This window comes from Sulfurihydrogenibium sp., assembly GCF_028276765.1.
In the GTDB taxonomy this organism is placed as follows: Bacteria; Aquificota; Aquificia; order Aquificales; family Hydrogenothermaceae; genus Sulfurihydrogenibium.
Map to the genome: position 1 here is coordinate 17,634 of NZ_JAPYVU010000017.1, position 17,392 is coordinate 35,025.

General features: G+C 32.0%; 17 protein-coding genes and 1 pseudogene. 3 read left to right on the forward strand and 15 right to left on the reverse strand.

All coding sequences use genetic code 11. The annotated features are described in order from the left end of the window. Positions 1-12: 12 nt before the first annotated feature. From Q0929_RS04145 to Q0929_RS04170, 6 genes are all read right to left on the reverse strand, one after another. The gene (locus Q0929_RS04145) at positions 13-138 is read right to left on the reverse strand and encodes a hypothetical protein (RefSeq protein ID WP_299238308.1); all 126 of its coding nucleotides are present in this window, start codon (positions 136-138) and stop codon (positions 13-15) included. Positions 139-250: 112 nt separating this feature from the next. Further along, positions 251-1,093, reverse strand: a complete 843-nt coding sequence (locus tag Q0929_RS04150) for a DUF445 family protein (protein ID WP_299238309.1) — start codon at positions 1,091-1,093, stop codon at positions 251-253. 314 nt (positions 1,094-1,407) lie between these two features. Further along, positions 1,408-4,203, reverse strand: a complete 2,796-nt coding sequence (gene secA / locus Q0929_RS04155) for a preprotein translocase subunit SecA (protein ID WP_299238310.1) — start codon at positions 4,201-4,203, stop codon at positions 1,408-1,410. A 356-nt stretch (positions 4,204-4,559) separates the two neighbouring features. Beyond that, positions 4,560-5,051: a signal peptidase II gene (gene lspA, locus Q0929_RS04160; RefSeq protein WP_299238311.1), complete on the reverse strand. Its 492-nt coding sequence runs from the start codon at positions 5,049-5,051 to the stop codon at positions 4,560-4,562. Positions 5,052-5,055: 4 nt separating this feature from the next. Next, positions 5,056-5,490 (reverse strand): TraR/DksA family transcriptional regulator, encoded by a 435-nt coding sequence (locus Q0929_RS04165; protein ID WP_299238312.1) that lies wholly within the window; start codon positions 5,488-5,490, stop codon positions 5,056-5,058. Positions 5,491-5,753: 263 nt separating this feature from the next. Beyond that, the gene (locus tag Q0929_RS04170) at positions 5,754-6,815 is read right to left on the reverse strand and encodes a PilZ domain-containing protein (protein WP_299238313.1); all 1,062 of its coding nucleotides are present in this window, start codon (positions 6,813-6,815) and stop codon (positions 5,754-5,756) included. Between the two features lie 101 nt (positions 6,816-6,916). On the opposite strand from Q0929_RS04170, the gene alr reads away from it, so the two are divergent. Genes alr through Q0929_RS04185 form a run of 3 tightly spaced genes read left to right on the forward strand, consistent with a single transcriptional unit; the run spans position 6,917 to position 9,497 of the window. Beyond that, positions 6,917-7,960 carry an alanine racemase gene (gene alr / locus Q0929_RS04175; RefSeq protein WP_299238323.1) on the forward strand — a complete coding sequence of 348 codons (1,044 nt, stop codon included), beginning with the start codon at positions 6,917-6,919 and terminating at the stop codon, positions 7,958-7,960. Next, complete coding sequence (locus Q0929_RS04180) at positions 7,954-9,309, forward strand: sigma-54 dependent transcriptional regulator (protein ID WP_299238314.1); 1,356 nt, start codon at positions 7,954-7,956, stop codon at positions 9,307-9,309. The genes alr and Q0929_RS04180 overlap by 7 nt, the downstream gene beginning before the upstream one ends. A gap of 2 nt (positions 9,310-9,311) precedes the next feature. Next, entirely contained in the window at positions 9,312-9,497 is a 186-nt protein-coding gene (locus Q0929_RS04185) for a 4-oxalocrotonate tautomerase family protein (RefSeq protein WP_007545677.1), read from the forward strand. Between the two features lie 355 nt (positions 9,498-9,852). On the opposite strand, the gene Q0929_RS04190 is transcribed toward Q0929_RS04185, so the two are convergent. The 9 genes and pseudogenes from Q0929_RS04190 to hemA form a co-directional block, all read right to left on the reverse strand. Continuing rightward, positions 9,853-10,455, reverse strand: coding sequence for an aminodeoxychorismate/anthranilate synthase component II (locus Q0929_RS04190; RefSeq protein ID WP_299238315.1), 603 nt, complete (start codon positions 10,453-10,455; stop codon positions 9,853-9,855). After that, positions 10,452-11,450: a type I glyceraldehyde-3-phosphate dehydrogenase gene (gap, locus tag Q0929_RS04195; protein WP_299238316.1), complete on the reverse strand. Its 999-nt coding sequence runs from the start codon at positions 11,448-11,450 to the stop codon at positions 10,452-10,454. Before gap ends, Q0929_RS04190 begins: the two co-directional genes overlap by 4 nt. Positions 11,451-11,532: 82 nt before the next feature. Beyond that, positions 11,533-11,854: pseudogene (locus Q0929_RS04200) on the reverse strand (IS200/IS605 family accessory protein TnpB-related protein); the annotation flags it as partial. A gap of 167 nt (positions 11,855-12,021) precedes the next feature. Further along, a complete protein-coding gene (murF, locus tag Q0929_RS04205) occupies positions 12,022-13,332 on the reverse strand; it encodes a UDP-N-acetylmuramoyl-tripeptide--D-alanyl-D-alanine ligase (protein WP_299238317.1) in 1,311 nt (436 codons plus the stop codon). Next, on the reverse strand, positions 13,332-13,943 hold the full coding sequence (locus tag Q0929_RS04210; protein ID WP_299238318.1) for a class I SAM-dependent methyltransferase: 612 nt from the start codon (positions 13,941-13,943) through the stop codon (positions 13,332-13,334). The genes murF and Q0929_RS04210 overlap by 1 nt, the downstream gene beginning before the upstream one ends. Before the next feature lie 2 nt (positions 13,944-13,945). Then, positions 13,946-14,860 carry an AAA family ATPase gene (locus tag Q0929_RS04215; protein WP_299238319.1) on the reverse strand — a complete coding sequence of 305 codons (915 nt, stop codon included), beginning with the start codon at positions 14,858-14,860 and terminating at the stop codon, positions 13,946-13,948. Further along, positions 14,861-15,400 carry a lipopolysaccharide transport periplasmic protein LptA gene (lptA, locus tag Q0929_RS04220; RefSeq protein WP_299238320.1) on the reverse strand — a complete coding sequence of 180 codons (540 nt, stop codon included), beginning with the start codon at positions 15,398-15,400 and terminating at the stop codon, positions 14,861-14,863. Then, the gene (gene lptC, locus Q0929_RS04225) at positions 15,393-15,920 is read right to left on the reverse strand and encodes an LPS export ABC transporter periplasmic protein LptC (protein ID WP_299238321.1); all 528 of its coding nucleotides are present in this window, start codon (positions 15,918-15,920) and stop codon (positions 15,393-15,395) included. Before lptC ends, lptA begins: the two co-directional genes overlap by 8 nt. Beyond that, entirely contained in the window at positions 15,904-17,226 is a 1,323-nt protein-coding gene (gene hemA / locus Q0929_RS04230; RefSeq protein ID WP_299238322.1) for a glutamyl-tRNA reductase, read from the reverse strand. Before hemA ends, lptC begins: the two co-directional genes overlap by 17 nt. Between the last annotated feature and the right edge of the window lie 166 nt (positions 17,227-17,392).

A 17,392-nucleotide genomic window follows, 5' to 3' on the forward strand; every position in this document is an offset into this window, starting at 1 on the left:
AAAAATATTATATCATTTTGGATAAGGCAGAAACAGATAAAGGCGAAAGGCTGTTTCAAAAATTCTTGCAAGCTTAACCTTAGATTCTTCGCCTGCAGAATGGCAAATAAGTTTACCCATTTCTCTGATGCCAATCAATCAACTCTTTCCTGTCATCGTGAGGCAGTTAGGCCGAAGGATCTCATTTTTAAATTTTATAAAAACTGCTAATTTTTCATCCCAAGGTATAAAAATTTAGTATTATAAAACTTTACCAAACCAAATTTAAAATTCCCAAGAATATCCCAATTACAAAGCCTAAAACTGCCCCATTGAATCTTATCCACTGTAATTCATCCCAAGAAGCTTTTTTAACTGCATCTATAAACTCTTTATCTGATATGCTTTCAAGTCTTTTCTTTACTAAATCAATAATAAAATCGTGATTCTCCAATATAATTTTTGTTATTTCTTCTTTAAGCTCGCTATTTAAAGATTTTTTTATATTCTCATCATCTTTAATCTTTTTTAAAAGCTCATCAACTATACTTTCTAAATTTTTGTCTAAATACTTAGCTAAAAACTTTTCTGCAAAATCATAAAAAGCGGTCTTTACAAAAGCTCCCAATGGAAGCTCTTTAAACTCTTCAAGATAATCTTTTTTTTCTTTTATTTTTTTCTCAATTACAGACTTTAAAAAAACAACAACTTTCTTTTTTGCTTCTGGATTTTCTATTTTTGAGATTATATCTACATCAAACCTAACGTTGCTGAGTTCTTTTTCTATTACTTCTTTGCTTAATAAAAAGTTGGCTACAAAATCAATAACTTTGTTTTCTATACTTTTTCTTTTTCTTAAAATTATATTTGTGTGTGGTCCAAGCTTGTAGAATAGTCCATAGATGGCATAAGAATCTGCAATGAATCCAACAAAAGACGCCTCAAGCCCAAACTTTAATATTTTCAAGATGGCAATTTCTGGATATTTACTACTTAAATAAATAACTCCAATCAAAACAAAAAACAAAATCAAAAAAGTGATATTTAACTTTTTCTCCATTTTATTTGATGGTAGTAAATAAGAAGCAATGAAATAGGTTTTTCGTTTACTCACTCCCGATCCATCGTGCTTTAAAATTTTAACTAAGTTTAAAAATTAATTAATCCTTTGATCGTCATTCTGCAACTATGGTGAAGAATCTTCTGTTTTTTCATGCTCTAATCTGTCATTCTACAGCCGTGGGAAGAATCTCCACCTCAAAGATGTCATTCTGAGCGAAGCGAAGAATCTCCTTTTTTACCCTCTTCCCTATAAAAACCTATAAAAAAGACATCAAAAGATGAGATCCTTCAGTCTTCGGCTTCAGGATGACGGCCAAAGGCAAACTTATAAAAATTTTAACAGGATTCTCAATCTCTTTTTCTCACTTACTTATTCTTTCTTCTTTCCATTCTGTTTTTATACTTTATTACTTTCTTTTTCTTCTCTTCTGGCTGAATATTTGTTTCTGCTTTTTTGAGTATTTTCTCAGCTTCTTTTTCTTTTTTAGCTCTTTCTTCTTCTATCTCTTCTTCAGATTGAACTTGGAGTTTGTATAAGTATTCAAGTGTGTTGTATTTTAGTTTAAACATCATATCTTCAAACAGGTCAAATGCTTCTTTTTTGTATTCAACCAGTGGGTCTCTTTGTGCATAGCCTCTCAAATATACGCTTTCTCTTAGTCTGTCTAAGTTGTATAAATGTTCTTTCCAAAGGTTATCTAATACTTGAAGAGTCATGTATCTTTCAAACTCTCTCATTAAAGAACTGCCAAGTTTTTCTTCTTTTTGATTGTAAAACTCTTCAAGTTGTTTTAGTATGTATTCTTCTAATTCTTTTCTGTCCCATTCTTTGTCTGTTGGAATATCTATGTCTACCCCAAGCCATTCTTTAAATGTTTTCTTTAGCTCTTCTAAATCCCATTTTTCTTGATATTCTTCAGCCGGTGCATATTTATCTAAAAAGTATAAAACTACATCAGTTAGCCAAAGTTTTACTTCATCTTTTAAGTTTATTCCTTCTAAGATATCTCTTCTTAGAGAGTATATAACTTGACGTTGTTTGTTCATTACATCGTCAAACTCTAAAAGTCTTTTTCTTATTTGGAAGTTTTGACCTTCCACTCTTTTTTGTGCGTTTTCTATTGCTTTTGATACCATCGTACTTTCTATTGGCTCGTTTTCCGGTATTTTTAACCTATCCATCAATGCAATCAATCTATCTCCGCCAAAAAGTCTTAGTAGATCATCTTCAAGAGATAGGAAAAATCTTGAACTTCCTGGGTCTCCTTGTCTTCCTGCTCTACCTCTAAGCTGGTTGTCTATTCTTCTGCTTTCATGTCTTTCTGTTCCTATTACAGCAAGACCACCAAGTTCTATTACCTTTTGCTTTTCTTCAAGCGTAATTCTTTGTGCTTCTTTTAAAGCTTCGCTGTACTGCTCTTCTGTTGCAGTTTCCGGAGTTAACCCTTTTTTCTTTAATATCTCTTTTGCCAAAAAGTCTGGGTTTCCACCAAGTAAAATATCCGTTCCTCTACCTGCCATGTTTGTAGATATTGTTACAGCCCCTAACCTTCCAGCCTGAGCTATAATCTCTGCTTCTCTTTCGTGATTTTTTGCGTTTAATACGTTATGTGGAATGCCTTTCTTTTTCAAAAGTCCTGATAAAAATTCAGAAGTTTCTACAGAAACCGTTCCGACAAGAACAGGTCTTCCTTGTTTGTGTAGTCTTTCTATCTCTTCAACTACTTGATTGAATTTTTCTTTTTTGGTTTTATATACAAGGTCAGGATAGTCAATTCTTTTTACAGGTTTGTTTGTTGGTATTACAAGCACATCAAGGTTGTAAATCTCTTTAAACTCTAATGCTTCCGTTTCTGCCGTACCTGTCATGCCGGCAAGTTTTTTATACATTCTAAAATAGTTTTGGAATGTAATAGATGCTAAGGTTTGGTTTTCTGCTTGAATTTTTACACCTTCTTTTGCTTCAATTGCTTGATGTAATCCATCAGACCATCTTCTGCCGGGCATAAGTCTACCGGTAAATTCATCAACGATTATAACCTCTCCATCTTTTACAACATAATCCCTGTCTCTATGATAAAGATAGTTAGCTCTTAAAGACTGATTTATTGCGTGCAGGATTTCTATATTTTTCGGGTCATACAGGTTTTCAAGGTTAAAATATTTCTCTGCTTTTTCTACACCTTTTTCTGTTAAAACTGCGTTTTTATTTTTTTCATCTACGATAAAATCTTCATCTTTTGTGAGTGTTTTAACAAAATTATCTGTAGCGTAATAGATAGAAACATCTTCGCCGGATGGTCCAGAAATAATAAGCGGTGTTCTTGCTTCGTCTATTAAAATAGAGTCTACTTCGTCTATGATAGCGTAGTGATGCCCTTTTACCTGCACCATTTGGTCTTTTGAAAATACCATATTGTCTCTAAGATAATCAAATCCAAACTCATTATTTGTTCCGTATGTAATATCTGCTTCGTAAGCTGACCTTCTGTCTGAATCTACAGCAACAGTGAAATAATCTTTTTTTGCTTCTACGTCATACTTTTCTGGTGGTAAAAGCTCTCCAAAAAATCCTTTCTCCCAAACTCTTTTGTCAAGCTCTACTGCTTTTTTGAATTTTTCTTCATCAGCCCACTGAATAAGATAAGAAGCGTTGTTTGTATTTATTACTCCAACAGATAAGCCAAGGAATTTATAGATAGAACCCATTTGAGTTGCATCTCTTTTTGCAAGATAATCGTTAACTGTTACAAGATGTACACCTTTTCCTGTAAGAGCATTAAGATATATTGCTATTGCTGCAACAAGCGTTTTACCTTCACCGGTTTTCATTTCTGCAATCATTCCTTTATGTAAAGCCAAGGCACCAATAAGCTGAACATCAAAAGGTCTAAGACCAAGAGTCCTTTTTGCTGCTTCTCTGACAATGGCAAAGGCTAAAGGAAGTTCTTCAATGATTTCTCCTTCTGTAATTGCCTCGGAAAGGTGTGGATTACCTCTAATTTTTTCTTTTAATTTATTACTTTCTTCTATAAGCTCTTTATTACTTAAAGCATCAAGCTCAGGCTCTAACTTGTTTATTTTATTTACAATTTCTCTTAATCTTTTAATTTCTCTTTCGTTTTTTGTTCCAAAGATTTTTTTAACTAAGTATCCTATCAATTTTAAAACCTCTTTAAGTTATTCTAATATTCTTATTATATATTATACACATCAGGTTAGAAATTCAATAAAAGTAGAGACTGCTTATAAAAATCCAAACCGTCATTCTGAGCGAAGCGAAGAATCTCCTTTTTACTCAATTTTTAAAAGAAGGAGATCCTTCGACTTACAACCTCTGGATGACAAAGATAGGTAAACTTACAAAAATTTTTGCAGTACCCTCAAAAAGTAGGATATTCTTTGCCAGCTACAGAATGACAAATAAGATGACTGTTAACGTGCTTTCACTTTCCTCGTCATTCCGAGGGTTTTAGTCCGAAAAATTCCTAATTTCTCATCCAAGGTATTAGATATTTCTAATTTGTAATTTTTCTTTTCTTCCAAAAAAGCTCATACCCAATAAATAAAGCTATACCTATCGTAATAGAAGCATCTGCCACATTGAACGCCGGCCAGTGATGGTTGTTTATATGAAAATCTAAAAAATCTCTTACCTGACCCAACATAAACCTATCATAAAGATTTCCAACAGACCCACCGCAGATTAAAGCCAAACTTAAGACCTCTAAATTAGATAGCTTTGCATTTGACTTTAAAACATATCCAGCAGTGATAACTGCAGCAATGATTGAAGAGCCTACAAGCATTAATTTCCTTATAGTCTCCGGAGCTTCTGCCAACATTCCAAAAGCAGCGCCTTTATTCCAAACCAAAACCAAATTAAAAAGTCCGGGTATAATCTCAATAACCTTATCAGCTAAATACTTTTCTGCCAAGCTTTTAGTTATTAAATCCAAAACTACGATAACAAAAGAAATGCCTAAAAATGTTAAAACTTTCTTATTCATTTAATTACTCAGAAGGTACAGCTTTGTTTTCTTCTTCCTCTCCACCAAGAGCAGGAGGTATGATGTTGTATAACATCTCTTCTTCGTTTCTTTGTTGGAAAGCTCTAACGATTTCTTCATTTTGACTACAATCAATACAGAGTCTTACCCATGGAATTGCTTCAAGTCTTTTTTCTCCAATAACTGCACCGCACTCTTCGCATATTCCATATGTTCCGTTTTCTATTTTTCTTAAAGCCAGGTCTATTAAAAATAAAGTTTCTCTGTCTGCTTGGTTTAATCTATAAAAGGTTTCTCTACTAAGCTCTTCTGTTACGCTGTCTGCATCATCACCAACACCAGTTTTTTCATTTAAATCATTTTTTGATGATTCTTCCATAGATTTTAATATCTGCTCTCTTTTTTCTAAAAGTTGTTTTTTTATTTTTTCTAAATCCATTCAAAAAACCTCCTTTAAAATAAGTCAACATAATATGAAAAAAATATATTATACGTCGGGTGAGAAATTCATTAAAAACATGAGATTCTTCGCCGGCTGCAGAATGACGAATAAGGTTATCCTTCCTTTAACACTTATTAATCAACCTTTTCCTTGTCATCCTGAGGCCTTAAGGCCGAAGGATCTCATTTTTAAATTCTATAAAAACCGCTAATTTCTCACCCAAGGTATAAGTCAATATAATATGAAAAAAATATATTATTTCAAGCTTGCTTTTTATATAAGCTCAACATTTTTTGTTGCTCTTTTCTTACATAGCTAAATATATCCCTTTGGACACTTTCTTTAATTCCTTTAAATTTAATACCGTAACAAATAATCTTTTGCTTTTCATAAATATTTACAACCTCGCCTGTCAACTGAAAATCCTTTTCCTCTAATGTGAATGTCAATATAATTTCATCCCCAATTCTTAGGCTTAATGTATTTTTTTCTTCTATGTTTACACAAAATCTTGCACCAGATGGGCTTATATCAAGAATTCTACCAATATACCACTTTATGATTTCTTTATTATCTTCCTTTGTTTTTTTGCCCAGCACAGCTTCTATATCCGTATCTACCCTTGGATATTCTCTTCTTTGAGTTCTTAAAATTTCAAATGTATGTGGAATTTTTAATATAACAGTTCCACTTTCTTTCAAGATATCCTCTATTTGCCCCTCAATAATATAAACACCATCTGATTTTCTTGTAAAAGATATTTTTACTCTATCTCCAACATTTAAATTCGGTATATTTTTATCTGTTATAGCCCAGTACATATATAATTCATCTTTGTCATATAAGACAACATTAAAACTTCTTCCATCTTCTAATTTAATCCTTCCTTCTTGGAAAATGTCAATATCTTTTGTAACAGTAATTGGAACAAAAGATGGTACGACATCAAATCCAAGCTTTTCTCTCATATCTTTGATTAAATTTTCATCAAAATTTGGATTATCTTTTATATAAAGGTCAATAACTTTTTCAAATGGTGATTTAAATTCTAAAGCTAAAAATGGGTCTCTACCCATCTTTTTAGAATAATTCCAAAGAATAGATATTTGCTCATCGCTCAACTCTTTCTCTTTAGCATATTTTACAAATTCTGAATATTGGTATTTTGCTTTAAGTTTTTTACTTAAATTATTTAAGAATAAAACAGCGAGAATAATAATTAAAATTAAAAAAAGTAAAAAAACTATTGCATTTATATCAACACCGGATAATTTTTCTACGGCCTTCTGATAACCTTCTAAAGCTGGTTTTGTTTCAGGCATTTTTAACCCATCCCTTCATTTTATTCTAAGTTTTTTGTTAAACTATAATATCACAATTTTATGGAGGATTTAAAATTAGTTTTTACAGAAGTTTTGCCGAAATAAATTTAGAAAATTTAAAGCATAATGTAAAAAGTTTATACTCTTATTCAAAGAAAAAAATTTTTGCAGTGGTAAAAGCGGATGCATACGGTCATAACGCAGTTTTAGTATCTAAATATCTACAAGAATTAGATTTTGTAGAATCTTTCTGTGTTGCTACTCCTTTAGAAGGGAAAGAATTAAGAGAAAATGGAATTTTTAAAGATATTCTTATTCTTGGTGGGGTTTTAAAAGAAGAGATCGAGATTTTAAATCGGTATAACTTAATTCCAGTGATTTCAGACTTTAACCAGTTAGAAATTGCAAGAAAGCTTAAAAATAGGAAAATACATCTAAAATTTGATACCGGAATGAGAAGGCTTGGGTTTTATTTAGAGAATGTGGATAAAATAAAACCGCTTTTAAAAGAGTTTGAGATAGAAGGAGTATTAACCCATCTATCAAGTGCTGATACTGATAGAGAGTATACAATAAATCAGATTAAAGAGTTTAAAGAGATTTTAAATCTTCTTGATGTTAAGCCAAAATACATACACGTTCAAAACTCAGCCGGTGTTGTTTATGAGTGTGATTTTTGCAATGTTATAAGAGTTGGTCTTGCTATGTATGGAGAAAAGCCTTTTGAAGGTTATCCGATAAAGTTAAAACAAGTGATGAGTGTAAAATCTAAAATTATTTCTATTAAAGATATAAAATCAGGTGATAGAGTTTCTTATAATGGAAACTTTGTAGCCAAAAAACCTATGAAGGTTGCCATAGTACCATTTGGTTATGCAGACGGTCTTCCAAGAAGTTTATCCAATAGATGGTTTTTTTTAGTAAACGGTAAAGAAGCTCCAATTCTTGGTAAAATAACGATGGATATGACGATAGTTGATGTTTCTGAAATTGAGAATATAAATATTGGTGATGAGGTTGTGATAATTGGAGAAAGTGGCAATAAAAGAATAACCTTTGGAGATATTGCTAACATTGTAGGAACCATTTCATACGAAATCATGTGCGGTATTTCAAAAAGGGTTGCAAGGTGTGAAAAATGTTAAATATTTTGGTTGTAGATGATGAAAAAAATATTCAAAGTTTGATTAAAGATATTCTCAGCGATGAAGGTCATTCTGTAAGCGTTGCCGGAAGCCTGACATCTGCAAAAGATTTAATAAAAAAAGAAGTTTTTGATTTGATATTCTTAGATGTATGGCTACCTGATGGAGATGGTATATCTTTGATTTCTTTTATAAAAGAGCATCAGCCAAACAGCTTTATAGTTATGATCTCTGGTCATGCAAACATACCTATAGCCGTTCAAGCAATAAAGGAAGGTGCTTTCGACTTTTTAGAAAAACCACTATCTACAGACACGATTTTTGCAGTAATAGAAAAAATAGAAAAAGAAATAAAATTGAGACAAAGTCTTTGGTATTATAAAGAAAAAGAAGAAAGTCAGATTGAAATCATCGGAAATAGTGAAAAGATAGTCCAGTTAAAAAAACAGATAGAAAAAGTAGCAAAAACAAATGCATGGGTAATAATTCTTGGAGAAAACGGAACCGGTAAAGAACTTGTAGCAAAATCCATCCATTATCAATCTAGCAGAAAAGATTATCCATTTGTAGATATAAACTGTGCTGCAATACCTGACGAGCTTTTTGAGGCAGAATTTTTTGGATACGAAAAAGGAGCATTTACAAATGCTTTCACAAGAAAGATAGGAAAGTTAGAGCTTGCAGACAAAGGAACGTTATTTTTAGATGAAGTGGCAGACATGAGCCTATCTGCCCAAGCCAAGCTTTTAAGAGTTTTAGAAGAAAAAGAATTTTCAAGACTTGGAAGTAATACGAAAATAAAGGTCGATTTAAGGGTAATCTCAGCGACAAACAAAGATATACAAAAAGAAGTAGAAAAAGGCACTTTCAGACAGGACTTAGCGTTTAGACTATCAGTAATCCCATTAACCGTGCCACCACTGAGAGAAAGAGGAGAAGATATAATCTTGCTTGCAGAATACTTTATCAAGAAATTTTCAATAGAAAATAAGGTAGAACCACCAATACTGACTGATGAAGTAAAAAGAACTTTTTTGAACTATTCTTGGCCCGGAAATGTAAGAGAATTGAAAAATCTAATGGAAAGAATTGTTATTTTTAACAATGGCGATTATGTTTATAACAAAGACCTACCCCCAAACATGTTTGGTAAAGCTGCTGTCCATGAAGAAAAAAGCATTCCAATTACAATAAGACCATTGAAAGATGCAAAAGAAGAGCTTGAAAGAGAGATGATTAAGAAAGCCTTGGAAGTATACAATAAAAATTTAAAAGAAGTTGCAAAGGCTCTTGATATTGATTTATCGTCTTTGTATAGAAAAATAAAACAGTACCAATTGGAGGATTAAAAATGCCATACGTTGAAGTTAAGGTAGCCGGAAAGCTAACAAAAGAACAGAAAGAAAAAATCGCAGAAGGTATTACAAAAGTATTAGAAGAGGTTGCGAACAAGCCGCCACAATCTACTTATATAGTAATTACAGAAGTAGACAGAGAAAACTGGGCAAAGGGTGGAAAATTATTGTCTGATTTATAGGTTAGAATAAGATTCTTCGCCGGCTTTCGGAATGACACTGTTGCATAATACTTGCATCCTTGAGCTGTAAGCTGAAGTATTTTCTCTTTAAAAGATGAGAAAGTAAGTAGAGGCAATTCATGAATTATCCTTACATAATTAGGTAAAAGTGCAAAAATTCTTTGCCGTCACAGAATTACGAATGAGGTTATCCTTCTCTTAAAACTTATTGGTCAACCTTTCGTCGTTATCCTTAGGACTTTAGTCCGAAGGGTCTTCTCTTTTAAATAAGGTGAGAAAGTGAAAAAGGAGATTCTTCACTGGCTGCAGAATGACAATTTTGATTTTTGGAACAGTCTTTCTTGTTTTTTGATACTTAAGTTGTTAAGCTTTCTTTTGCAGTCTCTTTTTTACTCATTTTTAAAAAGTTTTCAAGAAGTTTATGACCGTACTCTGTCAATATAGACTCTGGATGAAACTGAACGCCCCATATTGGATATTTTTTATGTTCTATTGCCATTATTTCACCATCATCAGACCGTGCAGTTATCTCTATATCCTCCGGCAGGGTTGATTCATCAATAACTAAGGAATGATATCTTACAGCGTTAAAAGGATTTGGTATTCCTTCAAACAAGCCTTTTTCATTATGATAGATTTTTGATGTTTTGCCATGCATTAAGCATTTTGCTTTCACTATCTTAGCCCCGAAAGCTTGCCCAATCGATTGATGTCCTAAGCAAACACCAAGAATAGGATAGATTCCTTTAAAGTTCTTTATAACATCAACAGAGATCCCCGCCTCTGTTGGAGTGCAGGGACCGGGTGATATTACAATCGCATCAATTTCTTCCATATTTTTAATATCTTCAATCGTTATCTCATCATTTCTTTTAACTACAACTTCTTGTCCAAGGTCATAGAAATATTGGACAATGTTATATGTAAATGAGTCGTAGTTGTCTATCATAAATATCATTGTTTGCTGCCTATAAACAATACAAGGTCTTTTAATCTTGTAGAATATCCATATTCATTATCATACCATGATGCAACATGAACAAGATTTCCACCGATCACTTGCGTTAGTAATGAGTCAAAAATAGAAGATGCCGGATTTCCAATAATATCAGATGATACTACTGGGTCTTCGCAGTATGCAAGAATTCCTTTCATTTCACCTTCTGCGTATTTTTTCATCGCAGCGTTAACTTCTTCTACAGTTGTTTCTTTTTCTACCACCACCGTTAAATCTATTAAAGAACCATCAGCAACAGGAACTCTTCTTGCTGTACCGTCTAATTTTCCTTTAACTTCTGGGATAACTTCTCCAAGAGCCTTTGCTGCCCCTGTTGTTGTTGGAACAATATTTACTGCTGCTGCTCTTGCTCTTCTTAAATCTTTATGTGGTAAGTCTAAAATTCTTTGGTCGTTTGTGTATGCGTGAGTTGTTACCATATAACCATACTTTATGCCAAACTCTTTTTGCAATACTTTTACTACAGGTGCAAGTGCGTTTGTTGTACAAGATGCATTTGAAATAATGTTGTGATTTGCCGGGTCATAAGCTTCTTGGTTAACTCCAAGAACTATTGTAATGTCTGGATTTTTAGCCGGTGCAGAGATAATAACTTTTTTAGCTCCTGCTTCAAGATGCTTTTGCGCATCCTCTCTTTTTGTAAACAACCCTGTTGATTCTATGACTATATCAACGTTTAAATCTTTCCATGGAAGTTGCGCAGGGTCTTTTATAGTTGTTATTTTTATTTCTTTTCCGTTTACAATAATAGAGTCTTCTGTAGCTTTTATGTCGGCATCGTATATTCCATGAACTGAGTCGTATTTTAAAAGATGTGCCAATGTTTTAGTATCTGTAATGTCGTTAATAGCTACAATTTCAATACCTTCAACGCCGTTTGCAATTCTAAAAAAGTTTCTTCCAATTCTTCCAAACCCATTAATAGCTACTCTCATAAATATTCCTGGTTAACCAAACTGTACAAAACTGTAAAAACGTGAAACGTTCAACGTTCAACGTGAAACGTGAAAAAGTGTATCAGTTTGCACAGTTTGGGTTGGGGTATTTGTATTCCGCCATTTCAGACACTTCCGACCCCAACAGGCGGTATTTTGGAAGTGTCATAGTCCCTGCCGCCAAGCACAGGAACTAACCTATTAGCCACTGCTATCCAATCCTTTGAAGCGTGTAATCGTTTCAAAGGAGAAAGGTCTCTATACGACCTTTCAAGACAGCAGAAGGCTAAGGCTATGGAAAGAACTTGCCAGCTTTTATGTCTACCTGTAGGCAGACCCCTCACCTGCTCCTTCCGTTGGTTGACAGTTTGTTGGGTAGCTGTCTTGCTCTTTCCACTTTCTACAGGAACTATCAATCTTTTTTTCATAATTAATCAATGATATTCTACTGATTCCGTATATTTCTTCACACTTTTTACAGTTAATAGTTTTCTACTCATAATAATTTGTTATTTTACACTTTTTTACAGAAAATAGCAACTGTTGTACACCTTCTCGATTTTTTCAAAATCTATTTTAACATAACTCTAAGCTTTAAAATCACGTCTTCCATTTTCATGCCACGAGAACCTTTAACCAAAACAACCGGTTGATAATTAGAAAATTTCAAAATATCCTCTGCTATGTTATCTTTGTTATCAAAATGTTTAACCCTTGACTTATCGTCAATCTCTTCAAAAATATACTTTGTTTCATTGCCATAAAGCATTATATAATCAATATAAGAAGCATTTAAAAGCTTTCCAATCTCTCTATGAAGCTCCTGAGAATACTCTCCAAGCTCAAGCATATCTCCCAAAACAAAAATCTTAAAGCCTTCCATACTGTTTAAAATATCAATTGCATTTTTTACAGATAAAGGATTTGCATTGTAAGAGTCATCAATGATTGTAAAATTACCCATCTTTATGATTTCTCCTCTTTGGGAAGAAGATTTAAAATCTTTTAAAACTTCAAGGTTTTTTATTGGGTCATAACCAAGATGGTACAAAACACCGGCAACCGCTCCAATATTTTTAAATACGCCAATATTGTAAACCGGTATTTTAAGCTCTATTTTATCATTTTTATATTTAATAACTCCAACTGTCCCATCTTCGACAATCTTTATATCTCTTATTTCAATATCTCCATCTTCTCCGTATGTTATTGGATTTTTTGGATTATAGAATTTTTTTAATTCAGATGGCAACACTGAATAATCCCCGTAATTAAATATTTCTCCTTTTCCTTTTATAACGTTCTCAAAAGAGCCAAACTTTCCAACATGTCCATGTCCTACGGACACTAAAACACTAATGTCTTGATTTACTATCTTGCCAAGGTAATCAATATCTCCTACCTTTCCTGCTCCCATTTCAATGATTGCAAAATCTATGTTTTCTGGAGTGTTGGCAAGAGTTATAGGAACGCCGATTTCGTTGTTGTAATTCCCCTGGGTTGCGTAGGTGCTTGCAAGATTAGATAATACATAATTCATAAGTTCTTTTGTTGATGTTTTTCCGCTTGTCCCTGTGATGCCAATGACTGCTTTAACTTGATTTCTTTTATGTTTTCCAACTTCTACCAATGCTTGATAGGTATCTTTAACTAAAATTCCGTTTTTAAAATTTAAAGGCTTTTCAGAAAAATAGCCAACCGCCCCTTTTTCTATTGCATCTTCTATGTATTGATGACCATCTGCATTTTGACCTTTAAGCGGTATGAAAAAATCCCCTTCTTTTACTCTTCTACTGTCAATCTCAAATCTGTTTATTTTTTTATTTTCTACAAGATTTAAAAACTCGCCGTTTACAATCTTTTTAAGCTGGGCTAAATCCATTACTTTCTTCCTACAACTAAAAAAATTGGATACTCTCTTTCTGTGTTCTCTTTTTGTTTTTTAACTATATGTGCTATTTCAGTTTTGATTTCTTTAAATCCGGCTTCTTTAAGTTTGTTTTCCATCTCTTGTATTTCAAACCCAAAATGTTCAACCCCTTCATTATCATCATGAAAGCTGCCATCTTCTTTAACAAGGTCAGCTATCGCAATATAACCACCTTCATTTAGATAATTGTAAAGAATTTTTAATATCTGACTTATATCTTTTATATGATGAAAAACCATGGAGCTAACAATTAAGTCGTACTTTTCTGGCAGTTTATCTGTATAAATGTCTAAATTAAAACATTTCATATTTTCAATTTGATTTTCTTTAATTTTTTTATCAAAAACCTCTATCATTCCTTTTGACGTATCAATTCCTGTAATTTCTCCCACGTAAGGCTGTAAGAAAAAAGACAATAATCCGGTTCCACATCCAAAGTCTAAAACTTTCATGTTTTGATTTAATGGAACCAGCTCTTTTATTTTTTCAGCTACATTTTTTACTATATTAACCCTTGCAGGTTTTTCATCCCATGTTAACGCTGCCATATCAAATCTATTCATATTTAAAATCCTCCGGTTTGAAGTAAAATATATGCTAAAACTATTATAATGCCTAAAAATAGAATAAAAATCAATAAATAATGATAAAAACCAACATTTGATTCTAATTCTTTGTTCGAAAGTGATTTTACAGCTGAATTTATATGTATAGGTTTGATTTCTAAGCTTCTGTCCAAGAAAGCAATCATTAAAGCTTTAGACATTATTACGTTAATCAACCTTGGAATGCCTTTTGAATGGTTATAAACTAATTCATAAACTTCCAGGTCGATTTTTATTTTTTCTCCCCCTGCCAATCGTAATCTATGGTTTATGTATTTTTCTACTTCTTTTGGACTTAATCGTTCTAAAAACATTTTATTTGTAATTCTGTCATTTAGTTGTTTAAGCTCCGGAAGTTTTAACTTTTCTTCCAACTCTGGCTGACCAACCAAGATAATCTGAATTAATTTTTCTTTTTCTGTCTCTAAATTAGAAAGTAATCTTAGCTCTTCTAAAGTTTCTACTGGCATAAGCTGTGCTTCATCTATTATGATTAATGTTTTTATGCCTTTTGATATATTTTTTAAAAGAAAAATTTTTAAAATCTTTAGAATTTCATTTTTGGATATATCTTTATCATAAGGTAGCATAAACTCATCTAATAGTGTTTTTAAAAACTCCTCTGGTGTTAAATTTGGATTTAAAATTAATGCGTATATATAATTTTCCGGTAATTCGGATAGAAATTTTCTCAAAATGGTGGTTTTTCCTGTTCCGGGTTCTCCTATAATAACACAAAAACCTTCTCCATTTTCAACAACGTATTTTAATAAATTCTTGGCGGTTATATGAGTTAAAGATTCGTAGAAAAAACTTGGGTCGGGTGTTATTTTAAATGGGTCTTCTTTTAAGCCAAAAAAATCTAAATAACTCATCTACTGTTGCTTTTCCTTTGGAAAGATTATACTTCTTACTCTCTTAGTTTTTGATGTTGCTATAGCTTTTTCTTCATCTATGTAATAGTAAATTTCATCACCTTCTACAACGTTTTTATCTTGATGAACTTCTGCATCCTTTCTAAGAATTATTAAATTTTTGTCTTTATAGTATTCTGCTTCTTTACCTTTACCCCATTTGTTTTCTTGCTCAAAATAAACATTACCTGTAGCTATTATTTTAGAGACATCACCTTTATCGTCTAAAAATATTTTCATCATATCTGCATTTAATTTAATATTTCCCTTTATAGCTTCAACTTTTCCTGTATATATAGCTATTTTATCTTTGTTAGAGTATTCTAATTTATCCGCCGTTATTACCACAGGCTCTTTTTTATTTGTTTCTTTTTTTTCCTGACTGTATGCAACCAACACAAAACATAAAATAATAAAAAATGCTATTTTATAAATACGGCTGGCAAAAAATTCAAGGAAAGTTGGAGATTCTTTGTTAATTAAAAAATTTATATCACACATCTTTTCCTCTTACTGTTGTTTTCACATTTTGTAATCTTATGTTTTCTTCTTCAAAATTAAAAAACAGATTTCTTCCTATGGTTTGCATTTTTTCAGAACTAATATAATTTTGACTATAGTTGTACGCAATCTTTCTTTCTGTATCTATAAATAATTTATCGGTCGTAAGTTGGAAATTTTTAGAAAGAACTTTTACATTATTGTAAATACCAATTATTTTTTGCCCTCCATAATATGTTGCCGATACTCCTGTTAAATCGAAAGACCTGTCATTGCTTTTATAAATTAAGTAAGGCTTTTCTATATAAACGTCTTCTTTAACTTTTATCATCTTTTGTCCTGTCAGTTTATACTCTTTATCTGACTTAGATATGTATATAAAGTTTTCTATTGTGTTATTTGTATATCTCAATTTATTTAGATTTTCTCTTTCTATATAGTCGTTAATTTGATTAAAAATGTAAGAAATGGCAAGAAAAATCAAGATTAATAAGAAGATTCTACTACTTTTCTCTAACAATATCTTCTATCTCCTCTAAATTCTTACCTTTTTTTCTGAAATCCCATTTTGAGCTGAACATATCTTCAAAAATTTTAACTACTTCTGTGTTTCCTTCTTTTGCAGCTTTATCTTTGATATACATAGTTGGTCTGTGAAGTAGTTTGTTTATCAAAGACCTCATTGCCAAATCAATGGTTTCCCTTTCTTTTTCATTTAGATAAGGCATTTGTTTAAATAATTTTTCCAACTGCTGTTGTCTAAGCTTATCTGCATAATCTCTAACGCTTGAAATAATAGGACTAACTTTTAGAGTATTTAACCATTTGACAAACTTCTCTACTTCTTCGTCGATTATAAATTCAGCTCTTTGAGCTTCTATCTTTCTTTCCTCTAAGTTTGAATTTACTACCTGTTTTAAATCGTCAATGTTGTATAAATAAACACCCTCAAGCTCGTTAACACTCTCTTCAACGTTTCTTGGCACAGAGATATCTATTATAAAAAGTGGGTCTTTTCTGCTTTTTATTGCTCTTTTAACATCTTCTTTTTTTAGTATTGGTTCTTTTGCACCTGTTGAAACGATTATAATATCTGCCTCTGGTAAAAATTCTTGAATTTTTTCAAATCTAATTGCACTTCCGCCGAATTTGTCTGCAAGTTCAACAGCTTTTTCAAATGTTCTATTTGATACAAAAATATGTTTTACATTTAGAGAATGAAGATGCTTAGCTGCAAGCTCAGCCATCTCGCCAGCACCAATTATAAGCACATTTTTATCTTTCAAATCTCCAAAAATCTTCTTTGCAAGCAAAACAGCCGCATAGCTTATAGATACAGCCCTTCTTGATATCCCGGTAGAAGTTCTAATTTTTTTTGATACGTTTAAAGCTTTATCAAATAGTCTTGTAAGAATATGACGGACGGCTTTATACTCTTTTGCCTTTGTAAACGAATCTTTAAATTGACAAACAATCTGTGGTTCGCCTATTACCATAGAATCTAAGCTTGAAGAAACTCTAAATATATGTCTGATTGCTTCTTTGTTTGTATAGAAAAATAAATAATCTTTTAAAGTATTGACAGGAACAGCAGAATATTGAGATAGAATTCTTAAAATCTCTTCTTTTACTTTTTCAACATTATCGTTAGCTACTCCGTAAAGCTCAACTCTGTTGCAAGTAGAAATTACGCAGATTTCATATATATCTTCAATAGAATTTAATTTTTCAAGAATTAAGCCGTAATTGTTCTCTGTTATGGCTAACTTCTCTCTAATCTCTACCGGTGCTGTTTTGTAGTTAAAACCTGTTGAGAATATAACCATCTTTACTCCAAAAATATGATTAAAAATATTATAGCATCTTATACCTCGGGTGAGAAATTCAAATATAAATAAAACATCTAAAAAAGCTCCTTGGTGGCAGTTAAAATTGTAATAGCAAAAATTCCACCAAGGAGGTAAAAATGCAAAACTCTAATCTTTATTTTAC

Bases quoted from the DNA above. Each gene is read 5' to 3' on its own strand.
- lspA (WP_299238311.1), bottom strand. From the start codon at position 5,051: ATGAATAAGAAAGTTTTAACATTTTTAGGCATTTCTTTTGTTATCGTA.
- Q0929_RS04165 (WP_299238312.1), bottom strand. From the start codon at position 5,490: ATGGATTTAGAAAAAATAAAAAAACAACTTTTAGAAAAAAGAGAGCAG.
- Q0929_RS04170 (WP_299238313.1), bottom strand. From the start codon at position 6,815: ATGCCTGAAACAAAACCAGCTTTAGAAGGTTATCAGAAGGCCGTAGAA.
- Q0929_RS04180 (WP_299238314.1), top strand. From the start codon at position 7,954: ATGTTAAATATTTTGGTTGTAGATGATGAAAAAAATATTCAAAGTTTG.
- Q0929_RS04185 (WP_007545677.1), top strand. From the start codon at position 9,312: ATGCCATACGTTGAAGTTAAGGTAGCCGGAAAGCTAACAAAAGAACAG.
- Q0929_RS04190 (WP_299238315.1), bottom strand. From the start codon at position 10,455: ATGATATTTATGATAGACAACTACGACTCATTTACATATAACATTGTC.
- gap (WP_299238316.1), bottom strand. From the start codon at position 11,450: ATGAGAGTAGCTATTAATGGGTTTGGAAGAATTGGAAGAAACTTTTTT.
- murF (WP_299238317.1), bottom strand. From the start codon at position 13,332: ATGGATTTAGCCCAGCTTAAAAAGATTGTAAACGGCGAGTTTTTAAAT.
- Q0929_RS04210 (WP_299238318.1), bottom strand. From the start codon at position 13,943: ATGAATAGATTTGATATGGCAGCGTTAACATGGGATGAAAAACCTGCA.
- Q0929_RS04215 (WP_299238319.1), bottom strand. From the start codon at position 14,860: ATGAGTTATTTAGATTTTTTTGGCTTAAAAGAAGACCCATTTAAAATA.
- lptA (WP_299238320.1), bottom strand. From the start codon at position 15,400: ATGTGTGATATAAATTTTTTAATTAACAAAGAATCTCCAACTTTCCTT.
- hemA (WP_299238322.1), bottom strand. From the start codon at position 17,226: ATGGTTATATTCTCAACAGGTTTTAACTACAAAACAGCACCGGTAGAG.